This window comes from Streptomyces sp. SL06 (assembly GCF_058244745.1).
Genome location: NZ_JBSYOT010000002.1, coordinates 2,633,421 through 2,645,986, shown reverse-complemented (window position 1 = coordinate 2,645,986; position 12,566 = coordinate 2,633,421). Strand labels below are relative to the sequence as shown.

The window sequence follows — 12,566 nt, the reverse complement described above, 5'->3', positions numbered from 1 at the left end:
AATGCATGGAATGGTCATAATCGTTCCCATGGTGCATCAGTCAAGCTCACGGCCCCGCCTGTCACCGTCCGGTGACAAGGAAGACATCGTCGCGCTGCTCGCGCCCCGCCTCGCGCACTTCGCCGGCGTCGCCCGCACCGAGCACGTCACCCGGGCCGCCCAGGAGATGAACGTCCCCCAGTCCACCCTGTCCCGCGCCCTGGTCCGCCTCGAAGAGGATCTCGGCGTCGACCTGTTCGTCCGCCGCGGCCGGACCCTCGCGCTGACCGTCGCCGGACGCACCTTCCTCGGCTCCGTCGAACGCGCCCTCGCCGAGGTGGAGCGCGCCGCCGACGAGGTCCGCGCGGACGCCGACCCGGCCACCGGCAAGGTCGCCTTCGGCTTTCTGCACACCATGGGCGCCGAGACCGTCCCCGGCCTGCTGCACGCCTTCCGCGCCGACCACCCCCGGGTCCGCTTCAGCCTCGTCCAGAACTACGGCGAGGCCATGCTGGAGCGACTGCGCGCCGGCGAACTCGACCTCTGCCTCACCTCCCCGGTCCCCGACGCCCCCGACCTGGTCGCCCGCCGCCTGGACGAGCAGAAGCTGCGCCTGGTCGTGCCGGTCGACCACGCCCTGGCCGGACGCAGGCGCATCCGCCTCGCCGAGGCCGCCGAGGAGACCTTCGTCACCCTGGAGCCCGGCTACGGACTGCGCCGCATCACCGACGCCCTGTGCAAGGAGGCCGGCTTCCGGCCCAGGGTCGCCTTCGAGGGGGAGGAGGCGGAGACGCTCCGCGGCCTGGTCGCAGCCGGCCTCGGCGTCGCCCTCCTGCCGCCGCCGGCCGTCCCCCGCCCCGGCGTCGTCGAACTGACGGTCACGGCCCCGCGCGCGGCCCGCGAGATCGGCGTCGCCTGGCTGGCGGGCCGCACGGACACGCCCCCGGTGGCGGCCTTCAAGAAGTTCCTGCTGTCGAGAAGGGGCAGCCTGCTGCCGGCGTAAGGGCCCTGCCGGCGGGACCAGGGAAAGGCGGGACCAGGGAAAGGCGGGACCGGGCGGACGCCGATGATCGCGACCCCCGACGCCGTCCGGGACCGCCTACCGCCGTAACGACTTCCCGAAGCCCGCCGCCAGCGGCATCCGCAGGCCCAGCGGCGGGGGAGCGGCCAGCGCGTCCTCCACCGGGCGCGAGAAGGACTGCCCGAAGAGCGCGCCCATCACGAAGTCCTCGGCCAGCGCGGCGACTTCCTCCCGGTACTGGCGCAACCCGTGGCCGTCGGAGTGCACTTCGAACCGGCACACCGCGCGGTTCGCCTTCTTCGCCCGCGCGGCCAGTCGGAACGACAGTTCGGGGTCGCTGCGTTCGTCGTTCGTGCCGTGCACGATCAGCACCTGCCGTCCGGCGAGCTGCTTCACCGGTTCGGGCGGCGCCGCCATGTCGTCCTCCGGCAGCCAGGGCGCGATCGCCAGCACCGAGTTGACGGCGTCGTGCCCCGCAGCCCGCAACGCCGCGCGCCCGCCCATGCCGATGCCGACCAGACAGACGGGGACGTTGCCGTAGCGCCGTACGGCCTCGTCGGCGGCCCAGTCGGCGTCCCGGGCGAGATGGGCCTCGGCGCCGTTCCAGCCGCGGTAGCGGTAGTGCACGACATGCGTGGCCAGCCCCTCGTCCCGCCCCGCGCGTGCCAGCCGGCGCCCCAACGCGCGTACGGACGCGGTCGCCAGCAACGGGGACGGCCTGCGGTCGGAGACCTCGTCGCCCCCGGGGAGCAGCAGCACCACCCCGCTCAACGCCGTCCCCTGCGGACCGAGCGCCCGCCCCAGCCGGGCCCGACGGACCGGCGTCGTTTGCTGTGCCATGACAGAACATTCTCAGAAGACCGGGTGTACGCCACCCGTCCGCACAGTCACCGTTACATATCAACAGATCCGTACACCGGGGCCGTGCCTGTCGTGTCCCGGGTGTTCACCTGGGGTTCTACGCGCGTAGGAGTTAGAGTGCCGGAATGACCAGCCAGAGCACCGCGACGAGCGCCGCGGCGAACACCGGGACGGCCGCGAGGACACCGACGCCCGACCGGATCCGCCGGGCGCCGAAGGTCCTGCTGCACGACCACCTCGACGGCGGGCTGCGTCCCGGCACGGTCGTCGAACTCGCCCGGGAGACCGGCCGTCCGGGCCTCCCCGAGACCGACGCCGACCGGCTCGGCGACTGGTTCCGCCGGGCCGCCGACTCCGGTTCGCTGGAGCGGTACCTGGAGACCTTCTCCCACACCGTCGGTGTCATGCAGACCCGCGACGCCCTCGTCAGGGTCGCCGCCGAGTGCGCCGAGGACCTCGCCGAGGACGGCGTCGTCTACGCCGAGGTGCGCTACGCCCCCGAGCAGCACCTCGACGCGGGGCTGACCCTCGAAGAGGTCGTCGAGGCCGTCAACGAGGGCTTCCGGGAGGGCGAGCGGCGGGCCAGGGAGAACGGCCACCGCATCCGCGTCGGCGCCCTGCTCACCGCGATGCGGCACGCCGCCCGCTCCCTGGAGATCGCCGAACTCGCCAACCGCTACCGTGACCTCGGCGTCGTCGGCTTCGACATCGCCGGCGCCGAGGCGGGCTACCCGCCCACCCGGCACCTGGACGCCTTCGAGTACCTCAAGCGCGAGAACAACCACTTCACCATCCACGCCGGCGAGGCCTTCGGACTGCCGTCCATCTGGCAGGCCCTTCAGTGGTGCGGCGCCGACCGGCTCGGGCACGGGGTGCGCATCATCGACGACATCCAGGTCCACGAGGACGGCACGGTCCGGCTCGGACGGCTCGCCTCCTACGTCCGGGACAAGCGGATCCCCCTGGAGCTGTGCCCCAGCTCCAACCTCCAGACCGGGGCCGCGGCCTCCTACGCCGAGCACCCCATCGGACTGCTGCGCCGGCTGCACTTCCGGGCCACCGTCAACACGGACAACCGGCTGATGTCCCACACCAGCATGAGCCGGGAATTCGAGCATCTTGTCGAGGCGTTCGGTTACACGCTCGACGACATGCAGTGGTTCTCCGTCAATGCGATGAAATCAGCGTTCATTCCTTTCGATGAACGACTGGCCATGATCAATGACGTGATCAAGCCCGGATACGCGGAGCTGAAATCCGAATGGCTGTTCAAGTAGACGGCCTCCACCAGCGGTTATTTCGGAGGGAGTGACTGAGGGGCGGTCGGCGGCAATACGGAAATGGGGGCGGGCTTTCACAATCCGTCCGCATTTCGATGTTTGCCGCGGGGGGTGCCGGGTGTTTACGGTCAAGGACCGCTCAGTTCCCCGTCACCCCATTACGAGGACGCATTTTCATGAAGCAGTCTGCTGCCAAGACCCTCGGTGTCGCCGCCCTCGGTGCCGCCTTCGCCGCCGCCGGCGCGGGCGCGGCCTCCGCGGCCTCCGCGCTCCCCGACACCGCGCAGACGGTGGACTCCGTGGCCCGCACCCTCCCCGCCGAGACCGTCTCCCAGGTGGCACCCGGCGCGGGCAACGTGCTGGAGCAGGGCCGCAAGGTCTCCGGCACGGGTCTGACCACCGCACAGCCGGTCGTCGAGCAGGTGCTCGCGGAGCAGCTCGCCGAGGGCCCGACCGAGCCGGTCGCCAAGCTGCTCGGCGGCCTGCCGGCCCAGGGGCTGCCCACGCAGGGCCTGCCGGTCAACGGCCTCCCGCTCGGCGGCTGACCCGCCCCCCTTCTTTTCCAACGCGCCGACGGGGCGCACCCGGTGGTTCCGGGTGCGCCCCGTCGGCGTACCGGCCGCGGTGCTGCCGCGCACGGGCCCGTCACCAGGCCGTGCGGCGGGCACTCTCCTCGGACGGCAGCAGGATCCACAGGGCGAGGTAGAGAAGGAACTGGGGGCCGGGCAGCAGGCAGGAGACCAGGAAGATCACCCGCATCGTGGTGTTGGAGGTGCCGAAGCGCCGGGCCAGCGCGGCGCACACTCCGCCGATCATGCGGCCGTGGGTGGGGCGAGCGAGGCTGGACATGGCGGCTCCTTCGTGAGCGTCCGGGCGGGGTCGCTGTTCGGCTTCCCCTTCATCCGCCCTCCACGCTACGCAGACGAACGGAACAAAGCATCGCTCTACGGGGCGATACCAACCCTGGGAATCGTCGGGGTCCGCCCCTGAGCGGGCTCCTCCTGGGGAACGTCCTCCCCGTGCCACGACCGGAACCTGCGGCGGAGCCGGGCCCGGCCCGCGGGGACGACGGCGAGGTGCGCGAGGGCCACGCCCGCCGTGTTCAGCAGCAGCGAGTCGACATCGACGACCTGACCGGGCACGCCGGTCTGCAACAGCTCGATGCCCAGCGACAGCAGGGCGCCCGCGGCCACGGTGCGCAGCAGGGAGGCGAGCGGCGAGACGGTCAGCCGGCCGTCCGCCATCGGCAGCAGCACGCCCAGCGGCGCCAGCAGGGCGAGCGCCCCGCCGAGCGACCGGGCCGCGGCCGGCCAGCCCAGCGCCAGGTCGGCACGGATCCCGGCGAACGGCTGCAGATTGGGGGGCAGCACCCAGGGAACGTCCAGCGGCCGCAGCGTGTACCAGGCGACGAACGCGAGATGTGCGACCAGGAGAACACTTCCTGTCACACGGATCTGGAACGCGGCGCTGCCGCCGAGGAACCCATGACGCTGCACGTCCCCCTAGACGCGGCCTTCGCCGCGCGCGGTTCCGGCCGCTCCCACGCAAGGGTGAGGCTTGCGCCACATGGCCCCCACGGCCCACCCGCCCCCGGTCGCGGGGCCTCGGCCGTCAGCTGCCCGTGACCTCGCGGGCCGGCGGTTCGTTGCTGCCCGGCCGGGTCCGCACCTCGTCCGTGCACGAGTAGCGGCGGGCGGTCCGGTCGGTGGGTCCGGCCAGGACCACGGAGCCGTCGCCCTCGGCCGCGGCCGAGTCGGAGAAGGTGCACACGATCTGGGCGAGGGCGTACGACGTCAGGTCGTCCGGGTCGGTGCTCAGGCGCAGCGTGTCCTCCGGATCGCCGGAGCGCGGTCCGCTCACCCGGGAGCCGTGCCGCACGTCCGTCGTGTAGCCGGCCTCCTTCTCCGCGGCCGACGGCGGCTGCGCGAGCTGGTCCAGCAACCCCTGGGCCACCAGCACCCGCCGCCCGGAGTCCGACGCGCCGTTCGGCACCCGTACCGTGCGGTCGACGGCCACCAGCGACGAGCCGCACAGCAGGAACACCTGCGCCGGCACGCCGGGCGCGGGCCGCGCCGACAGGTCCGGCTCGGCGAGCGAGCAGCGCACCCGGGAGGGCGCGGGACCGTAGTCCGTGGGCACTTCGGTGGCGCGGATGCCGCACCCGGCGAGCAGCGCGGCCAGCACCACGAGCCCGGGGAGTGCCCGCAGGCGGCGTACGGCCATCAGACCTGTCCCTTCGCGTCCTTGCCCGTGCCCTCGTCCCCCGCCGGGTCCTCGGCGTCCTCGTCCGCCGGCGGGGACGGGTCCTGCGGCAGCCGCAGCGTGAACACCGCGCCGCCCCGCCGGGAGTTCTCCGCGGTGATCCCGCCGCCGTGGATGTGCGCGTTCTCCAGGGCGATGGACAGGCCGAGCCCGCTGCCCTCGGAGCGCGGCCGGGAGGCGCTCGCCTTGTAGAAGCGGTCGAAGACGTGCGGCAGAACGTCCTCGGGGATGCCGGGCCCGTTGTCCCGCACCCGGATGACGATCTCGTCGTCCGCCCGCGCCACCGACACCCGCACCGGCGATCCGCCGTGCTTGAGGGCGTTGCCGATCAGGTTGGCCAGGATGACATCGAGGCGGCGCGGGTCGAGGCGGGCGTGGATGCCGCGCTCGGCGTCCAGGTCGACGGCGTCCAGCCAGGCGCGGGCGTCGATGCAGGCGGTGATCTGGTCGGCGACGTCCACGTCGTCCAGGACCAGCCGGGCGGTGCCCGCGTCGAAGCGGGTGACCTCCATCAGGTTCTCCACGAGGTCGTTCAGCCGCCGCGTCTCGCTGACCACCAGCCGTACGGCGGGCTCGATCATCGGGTCGAATCCGCCGCCCTCGAACTCCAGTTCCTCCTCCAGTACCTCCGTGACGGCCGTGATCGCCGTCAGCGGGGTGCGCAGCTCGTGGCTCATGTCGGCCACGAAGCGCCGGGAGGCCTGCTCCCGGCCGGCCATGTCCGCGACGCGCTTCTCCAGGGCCTCGGCGGCGCTGTTGAACGTCCGGGACAGATCGGCCAGTTCGTCGGTGCCCGACACGCGCAGCCGCGTGTCCAGCTTCCCCTCGCCCAGCCGCCGCGCCGCGACCCCGAGCCGGTGCACCGGCTTCAGCACGGTCGTCGCCAGGGCCTGCGCGAGCAGCGCGGAGCCGAGCAGGGCGAGCGCGGTGGCGATCCCCAGCGACCAGGCGAGCGAGTTGAGGTCCTTGGCCTCCGGTTCCAGCGACTTGAGCATGTAGCCGGTCGGCCCGCCGCCGATCACCTTCGTGCCGGCCACGAGCCGGGGGGTGTCGCCGTCGGTCGTGCGCTGCCAGTACAGGTGGTACGGGTGCTTGTTGGCCGAGGTGACCTTCTGCTCCTTGTTCACCGCCCTGCGCAGCGACTCGGGCACGTCGGACAGCGTGAAGCCGCCCAGGCCGCCCGAACTGCCGTACACGGTCTTGCCGTCGGCGTTCACGGCGACGAGCAGCACGCCGAACCGCTGGCTGCTGTTGGCCATCTGCCCCGCGGTGTGCTGCAACTCGTCCTGCGTGGGGTGCTCGGGCAGCGCGCCCGCCCGGTTCTGCATCTCCTGCTCGAAGTCGCGCAGCACGGCGTCCTGGGTGCGGGTGAGCACCGCCTCCCGGTTCAGCCAGTAGGCGATGCCGGACGCGGACACGGCGGCGGTGAGCGCGACCAGGCCGAAGACGAGGACCAGCCGAAGGCGCAGGCTGGTGAAGCGCAGCCAGGACCAGACTCCCTTGCGCGCCGCGGCCCAGCCGCGGGCGCCCCCCTGGTGTTCCCGTGTCACTGAGGCGGATCCAGCCGGTAGCCGACACCCCGCACGGTACGGATCAACGTCGGGGACGACGGCACGTCCTCGACCTTGGCGCGCAGCCGCTGCACGCAGGCGTCCACCAGGCGGGAGTCGCCCAGGTAGTCGTGCTCCCACACCAGCCGCAGCAATTGCTGCCGGGACAGCGCCTGCCCCGGCCGCCGGCTCAGTTCGAGCAGCAGCCGCAGCTCGGTCGGCGTGAGCTGGAGGTCCTCGCCGTTCTTCGTCACGGTCATCGCCGAACGGTCGATGACCAGGCTGCCGAAGCTCGCCGCGTCGTTGGACTCCCGCTCCCCGCGCCGCAGCACGGCCCGGATCCGGGCGTCCAGCACCCGCCCCTGGACGGGTTTGACCACATAGTCGTCGGCGCCCGACTCGAGACCGACGACCACGTCGATGTCGTCGTTGCGCGCGGTCAGCAGGATGATCGGCAGCTGGTCGGTGCGCCGGATGCGACGGCACACCTCGAATCCGTCGATGCCTGGCAGCATCACGTCCAGCACGATCAGGTCGGGCCGCTGCTCGCGCAGCAGCTTCAGACCGTCCTCACCGCTGGCAGCGGTGGCCACCCGGTGGCCCTGGCGGGTCAGGGAGAGCTCCAGGGCCGTACGGATGGCGTCGTCGTCCTCGATCAGCAACAGGGAAGGCACGGGCTCATTCTGGCCCATGGAGGGCCCGCGGTTCGACCTGTGGGTCCGGATGCGCTCCGACCGGGGCGCCGGACCCTGTGAAGGAACGGTGGCGCGGCCGTGACGGACCCCCTGTGACAGGCCTGTGACAGTCGGCGGACACGGCCATGAAGTCACCGCGGCAGGCTTTTCGTCACAAGCAACACGGCAGGCCGCAACGCGGCAGGTCGCAGCACGGCAGACCGAACACCGGAAGTCCACGACGGGGGGCGCGAGATGAACACGCTGAAGGGCGCCAGCACCAGCGCAGTGGTCACGCGTCTGCACGACGTGCACGCACACCGGGGTTCCGAGAAGTCCGGTGCCGTGAGCGGGCGGGGGTGCGCTCGCGGCACCGGGCGTCAGCACACCGCCTACATGACGGTGGTCGACGCGCCCACGGGGGACCAGGGGAACAGGGGGAACCGGGGGGAGACGCACGGGGGAACCGCGTACGGGGAGGTCGGGGGGGAGCGCCGTTCCCTGTCGGAGGTGGAGTTCACCGCCTACGTCCAGGAGCGCCGCGCCTCTCTGTACGCGACCGCCTACCACCTCACCGGCGACCGCTTCGAGGCCGAGGACCTGCTGCAGAGCGCGCTGTTCTCGACCTACCGGGCGTGGGACCGGATCAGTGACAAGGCGGCGGTCGGCGGATACCTCCGCCGCACCATGACCAACCTGCACATCAGTGCGTGGCGGCGCCGCAAGCTCAACGAGTACCCGACCGAGGAACTGCCGGAGACGCCCGGCGACATGGACGCGATGCGCGGCACCGAGCTGCGCACGGTCCTGTGGCAGGCGCTGGCCCGGCTGCCCGAACTCCAGCGCACCATGCTGGTCCTGCGCTACTACGAGGGCCGCACGGACCCGGAGATCGCGGACATCCTCGACATCAGCGTCGGCACGGTGAAGTCGAGCATCTGGCGGTCGCTGCGCCGGCTGCGCGAGGACGAGGTCCTCAGCTTCGGCCGTGACCGGGAGGACGCCTTCGGCGAACTGGTCGCCTGAAGGTACGGGGGCGCGGGCCGGGGGGCCCGCGAAAAAAGTAGGGGCCGGGGTGTATCAGGGGGAGGGCACCGGGCTCTTACTCACGGGGAAGCACCACGGGGGAACAACGGGGGGACACGGGGGAACGGGGAACACGGGGGAAAGCACGGGGGATCACGGGGAACAGAGAGCGGGACTGGAGGGCCGGGGGGTCCGTCCAGTCCCGCTCTCGCGTGTGCGAACAGGGGCACCGGCCGGCACCCGTGCGGGCACGGGCGGGCGCGCTACGCGGCCGTACCCGTCGTCGCGCACCGGCCCGCCGCGGCGGCCAGGCGGCCCATCGCCTCGTCCCGGTCGCAGGCGTGGGCGCCCAGCGCCGTCTGCCGGGCGATGACCGAACGCTCCTGCCGCATCAGCCGCCAGCCCCGGCGCAGCAGGAACGGCACGGACTTGCGGCCCTCCCGAAGATCCCGCAGGAAACGGCGGCGGAACGTCCGCACCGGGCCCCGGCTCAGACACAGCGCGTCGGCCAGCACACCCAGTTCCCGGCAGCGCGCCACCAGTTCGGCGGCGAAGACGCCCTCCGCGAGGAACAGCGGGCTCCGTCCGATGTCGACCGTGTCCTCGCCGGTGCGGGCGCTGAGCGAGATGTCGTAGACGGGCACGTCGGTACGGCCCGTACGGCACAGCTCCGCGATGGCGGCGACGGCCGCGTCCGCGTCCCACGACCCGGGGTGGTCCCAGTCGATGTCGGCGCTGCGGGGCACCGTCGGCAGCGTCGGGTCGGTGCCCTCCTTGTAGAAGTCGTCGAGGCGCAGTACCGGGAGGCCGCAGCGGGCGGCGAGGAGGGACTTGCCGGAGCCGGAAGGGCCGCAGAGCAGCACGACTCGCGTCGGTGGGGGCGGATGGAAGCTCACGGGACACCAGTCTGAGGCATCGAACAGCCGTCGCAGACCCCGCGGGTCGACTTTGAAGCCCGCGTCACATCTCAACTACGCTTCGCGTCGAACCGATTACCCTCCGACGTACTCTCGAAGTACTCCGAAGCACGAGGTGGCTCACCGATGGCCCGACACGCGTCCCCCCGCACCCCGACCGCCCAGCGCGCCCTGGTCCTCCTCGCGACCGCCGGGGTGGCCCTGGGCGCGGGCGCGGCCACGGCCTCCGCGGCGGACGCCGGCGACACCGTCGCCGGCCTGGCGAACACCCGCCCCACCTCGCTGGGCAACGTCGACCCGCAGGCCGGTGTGGCGGCCCTGGCCGGCACGGTCGGTTACGTCACCGGTCCGATCGCCGACCTCAAGCCCAACCCGCTGGCCGGCACCGGCGTCGATCCGCTGGACAACGGCGTCGGCACGAAGGTCGCCGACTTCCAGCCGCTCACCTCGACAGCCCTGACGGGCCCGGTCGCGCAGGCGCAGTCGCTCGGCAGCGTTCCCGTGCTGGGAGAGGTGACGGAGCTGCTGCGCTGACGCGCCCGCTCGCACGCCGAGAGCCGCGCCCTCCCCGGACGGAGGGAGGGCGCGGCTCGCTCGTGGGCGGGCGCGGTGCGGTGGCGGCTCAGTACGACGAGCCGGACGCGCCCAGGGCGCCCGTCGGGTGCCAGACCGTCTTCGTCTCCAGGAACGCCGTCAGGCGGTCGATGCCCGGGGTCGCGGACCAGTCCGTGTTGTCCACAGGGTGTGGACGAAGGGTGCGCTTGAGGTTGTCCGCCGCCGCGATCTCCAGGTCCTTCGCCAGCGCCTCGTCGGCGCCCGCCAGGTCGATCGCGTTGACGTCCTGGTGGGAGGCGAGGGGGGCGGCGATCTCCGCCGTGCGGCCGGAGAGGATGTTGACCACGCCGCCGGGGAGGTCGGAGGTGGCCAGGACCTCGCCGAGGGAGAGGGCGGGGAGCGGGCGCTTCTCCGAGGCCACCACGACCGCCGTGTTGCCGGTCGCGATCACCGGGGCGACGACCGAGACCAGGCCCAGGAAGGACGACTCCTGCGGGGCGAGGACGGCGACGACACCCGTCGGCTCCGGGGAGGACAGGTTGAAGAACGGGCCCGCGACCGGGTTGCCGCCGCCGACCACCTGGGCGATCTTGTCGGTCCAGCCCGCGTACCAGACCCAGCGGTCGATCGCGGCGTCCACCTGCGCCGCCGCCTTCGACTTCGACAGGCCCTCCGCGTCGGCCACCTCCGCGACGTACTGGTCCCGGCGGCCCTCCAGCATCTCGGCGACGCGGTAGAGGACCTGGCCGCGGTTGTACGCCGTCGCGCCGGACCAGCCGCCGAACGCCCTGCGCGCCGCGACCACCGCGTCACGGGCGTCCTTGCGGGAGGACAGCGGGGCGTTCGCCAGCCACCTCTGCTTCGAGTCCGTCACCTCGTACACCCGGCCGCTCTCGGAACGCGGGAACTTCCCGCCGACGTACAGCTTGTAGGTCTTCAGTACGGAAAGTCGGTCAACTGTGCTCATTTATCGCGTGCCTTCCGGGCTCGACGGGGCAAGGTACGCCTCCAGGCCGTGGCGGCCGCCCTCGCGGCCGAAGCCCGACTCCTTGTAGCCGCCGAACGGCGAGGTCGGATCGAACTTGTTGAACGTGTTGGACCAGATCACGCCCGCGCGCAGCCTGCCCGCGACCGCCAGGATGCGCGAACCCTTCTCCGACCAGATGCCTGCCGACAGGCCGTACGGGGTGTTGTTGGCCTTGGCCACGGCCTCGTCCGGCGTGCGGAAGGTCAGGACGGACAGGACCGGGCCGAAGATCTCGTCGCGGGCCACGGTGTGCGCCTGGGTGACGTTGGTGAAGAGCGTCGGGGCGAACCAGTAGCCGGAGGAGGGCAGTTCGCAGGCCGGGGACCAGCGCTCGGCGCCCTCCGCCTCGCCCTGGTCCGCGAGGGCGGTGATACGGGCCAGTTGCTCGGCGGAGTTGATCGCGCCGATGTCGGTGTTCTTGTCCAGCGGGTCGCCCAGGCGCAGGGTCGAGAGCCTGCGCTTGAGGGAGTCCAGCAGCTCGTCGTGGACGGACTCCTGGACGAGGAGGCGGGAGCCCGCGCAGCAGACCTGGCCCTGGTTGAAGAAGATGCCGTTGACGACGCCCTCCACGGCCTGGTCGATCGGGGCGTCGTCGAAGACGATGTTCGCGCCCTTGCCGCCGAGTTCGAGGGTCAGCCTCTTGCGGGTGCCCGCGACCGTGCGCGCGATCTCCTTGCCGACGGCCGTGGAGCCGGTGAAGGCGACCTTGTTCACGTCGGGGTGGGCGATCAGCGCGGCACCGGCGCGGCCGTCGCCGGTGACGATGTTGACGACGCCCTTCGGCAGGCCCGCCTGCCGGCAGATGTCCGCGAAGAAGAGGGCGGACAGGGGGGTCGTCTCGGCCGGCTTCAGGACCACCGTGTTGCCGGTCGCGAGCGCCGGGGCGATCTTCCACGCCAGCATCAGGAGCGGGAAGTTCCACGGGATGACCTGGCCCGCGACGCCGAGCGGGCGCGGGTCCGCGCCGAAGCCGGCGTGGCCGAGCTTGTCGGCCCAGCCCGCGTAGTAGAAGAAGTGTGCGGCGACCAGGGGGAGATCCGCGTCACGGGTCTCCCTGATCGGTTTGCCGTTGTCGAGGGTCTCCAGGACGGCAAGCTCGCGGCTGCGTTCCTGGATGAGGCGGGCGATGCGGAAGAGGTACTTCGCCCGCTCCGCTCCGGGCAGCGCCGACCACTTCTCGAAGGCCTTGCGGGCCGCCTTCACGGCGCGGTCGACATCCGCCTCGCCGGCCTCGGCGACCTCGGAGAGAACCTCCTCGGTGGACGGGGAGACCGTCTTGAAGACCTTGCCGTCGGCCGCCTCGGCGAACTCGCCGTCGATGAACAGTCCGTAGGACGCGGCGATGTCGACGACCGCACGGGACTCGGGCGCCGGCGCGTACTCGAACGCGGATGTCTGCTTGTCCATGGTCATG

The 12,566-nt window shown here is 72.2% G+C and carries 14 protein-coding genes; 5 read left to right on the top strand and 9 right to left on the bottom strand.

The window, feature by feature from the left end:
• The first annotated feature begins 28 nt into the window (after positions 1-28).
• Positions 29-982 carry a LysR family transcriptional regulator gene (locus tag AC4IHM_RS11915; RefSeq protein ID WP_490867044.1) on the top strand — a complete coding sequence of 318 codons (954 nt, stop codon included), beginning with the start codon at positions 29-31 and terminating at the stop codon, positions 980-982.
• Positions 983-1,078: 96 nt separating this feature from the next.
• On the opposite strand, the gene AC4IHM_RS11910 is transcribed toward AC4IHM_RS11915, so the two are convergent.
• Positions 1,079-1,840 carry an alpha/beta hydrolase gene (locus AC4IHM_RS11910; RefSeq protein WP_490867043.1) on the bottom strand — a complete coding sequence of 254 codons (762 nt, stop codon included), beginning with the start codon at positions 1,838-1,840 and terminating at the stop codon, positions 1,079-1,081.
• A gap of 146 nt (positions 1,841-1,986) precedes the next feature.
• On the opposite strand from AC4IHM_RS11910, the gene AC4IHM_RS11905 reads away from it, so the two are divergent.
• Positions 1,987-3,138, top strand: coding sequence for an adenosine deaminase (locus tag AC4IHM_RS11905; protein ID WP_490867042.1), 1,152 nt, complete (start codon positions 1,987-1,989; stop codon positions 3,136-3,138).
• Between the two features lie 179 nt (positions 3,139-3,317).
• The gene (locus tag AC4IHM_RS11900; RefSeq protein WP_490867041.1) at positions 3,318-3,686 is read left to right on the top strand and encodes an ATP-binding protein; all 369 of its coding nucleotides are present in this window, start codon (positions 3,318-3,320) and stop codon (positions 3,684-3,686) included.
• Positions 3,687-3,786: 100 nt separating this feature from the next.
• Here the strand turns inward: AC4IHM_RS11900 and AC4IHM_RS11895 are convergent, their stop codons facing one another.
• The 5 genes from AC4IHM_RS11895 to afsQ1 all read right to left on the bottom strand — a co-directional run bounded on the left by AC4IHM_RS11895 (position 3,787) and on the right by afsQ1 (position 7,627).
• Entirely contained in the window at positions 3,787-3,990 is a 204-nt protein-coding gene (locus AC4IHM_RS11895) for a PspC domain-containing protein (RefSeq protein WP_490867040.1), read from the bottom strand.
• Between the two features lie 95 nt (positions 3,991-4,085).
• Positions 4,086-4,637, bottom strand: coding sequence for a VanZ family protein (locus AC4IHM_RS11890; RefSeq protein WP_490867039.1), 552 nt, complete (start codon positions 4,635-4,637; stop codon positions 4,086-4,088).
• Between the two features lie 115 nt (positions 4,638-4,752).
• The gene (locus AC4IHM_RS11885; protein ID WP_490867038.1) at positions 4,753-5,364 is read right to left on the bottom strand and encodes a hypothetical protein; all 612 of its coding nucleotides are present in this window, start codon (positions 5,362-5,364) and stop codon (positions 4,753-4,755) included.
• Positions 5,364-6,953, bottom strand: coding sequence for an ATP-binding protein (locus tag AC4IHM_RS11880; RefSeq protein ID WP_490867037.1), 1,590 nt, complete (start codon positions 6,951-6,953; stop codon positions 5,364-5,366). Before AC4IHM_RS11880 ends, AC4IHM_RS11885 begins: the two co-directional genes overlap by 1 nt.
• The gene (gene afsQ1 / locus AC4IHM_RS11875) at positions 6,950-7,627 is read right to left on the bottom strand and encodes a two-component system response regulator AfsQ1 (protein ID WP_150482700.1); all 678 of its coding nucleotides are present in this window, start codon (positions 7,625-7,627) and stop codon (positions 6,950-6,952) included. Before afsQ1 ends, AC4IHM_RS11880 begins: the two co-directional genes overlap by 4 nt.
• Positions 7,628-7,882: 255 nt before the next feature.
• Between afsQ1 and AC4IHM_RS11870 the strand changes: the two genes are divergently transcribed.
• The gene (locus tag AC4IHM_RS11870; RefSeq protein ID WP_490867036.1) at positions 7,883-8,653 is read left to right on the top strand and encodes a SigE family RNA polymerase sigma factor; all 771 of its coding nucleotides are present in this window, start codon (positions 7,883-7,885) and stop codon (positions 8,651-8,653) included.
• Positions 8,654-8,916: 263 nt separating this feature from the next.
• Here AC4IHM_RS11870 and AC4IHM_RS11865 read toward each other — a convergent pair whose 3' ends face one another.
• Complete coding sequence (locus AC4IHM_RS11865; RefSeq protein WP_490870814.1) at positions 8,917-9,516, bottom strand: uridine kinase; 600 nt, start codon at positions 9,514-9,516, stop codon at positions 8,917-8,919.
• Positions 9,517-9,696: 180 nt separating this feature from the next.
• Between AC4IHM_RS11865 and AC4IHM_RS11860 the strand changes: the two genes are divergently transcribed.
• Positions 9,697-10,104, top strand: coding sequence for a hypothetical protein (locus tag AC4IHM_RS11860; protein WP_490867035.1), 408 nt, complete (start codon positions 9,697-9,699; stop codon positions 10,102-10,104).
• A gap of 88 nt (positions 10,105-10,192) precedes the next feature.
• On the opposite strand, the gene AC4IHM_RS11855 is transcribed toward AC4IHM_RS11860, so the two are convergent.
• Entirely contained in the window at positions 10,193-11,092 is a 900-nt protein-coding gene (locus AC4IHM_RS11855) for an aldehyde dehydrogenase family protein (RefSeq protein ID WP_490867034.1), read from the bottom strand.
• Positions 11,093-12,559: an aldehyde dehydrogenase family protein gene (locus AC4IHM_RS11850; protein WP_490867033.1), complete on the bottom strand. Its 1,467-nt coding sequence runs from the start codon at positions 12,557-12,559 to the stop codon at positions 11,093-11,095. It lies immediately after the preceding gene.
• Positions 12,560-12,566 lie beyond the last annotated feature (7 nt).

Bases quoted from the DNA above. Each gene is read 5' to 3' on its own strand.
- AC4IHM_RS11885 (WP_490867038.1), bottom strand. From the start codon at position 5,364: ATGGCCGTACGCCGCCTGCGGGCACTCCCCGGGCTCGTGGTGCTGGCC.
- AC4IHM_RS11850 (WP_490867033.1), bottom strand. From the start codon at position 12,559: ATGGACAAGCAGACATCCGCGTTCGAGTACGCGCCGGCGCCCGAGTCC.
- AC4IHM_RS11915 (WP_490867044.1), top strand. From the start codon at position 29: ATGGTGCATCAGTCAAGCTCACGGCCCCGCCTGTCACCGTCCGGTGAC.
- AC4IHM_RS11855 (WP_490867034.1), bottom strand. From the start codon at position 11,092: ATGAGCACAGTTGACCGACTTTCCGTACTGAAGACCTACAAGCTGTAC.
- AC4IHM_RS11900 (WP_490867041.1), top strand. From the start codon at position 3,318: ATGAAGCAGTCTGCTGCCAAGACCCTCGGTGTCGCCGCCCTCGGTGCC.
- AC4IHM_RS11860 (WP_490867035.1), top strand. From the start codon at position 9,697: ATGGCCCGACACGCGTCCCCCCGCACCCCGACCGCCCAGCGCGCCCTG.
- AC4IHM_RS11895 (WP_490867040.1), bottom strand. From the start codon at position 3,990: ATGTCCAGCCTCGCTCGCCCCACCCACGGCCGCATGATCGGCGGAGTG.
- AC4IHM_RS11910 (WP_490867043.1), bottom strand. From the start codon at position 1,840: ATGGCACAGCAAACGACGCCGGTCCGTCGGGCCCGGCTGGGGCGGGCG.
- AC4IHM_RS11870 (WP_490867036.1), top strand. From the start codon at position 7,883: ATGAACACGCTGAAGGGCGCCAGCACCAGCGCAGTGGTCACGCGTCTG.
- AC4IHM_RS11905 (WP_490867042.1), top strand. From the start codon at position 1,987: ATGACCAGCCAGAGCACCGCGACGAGCGCCGCGGCGAACACCGGGACG.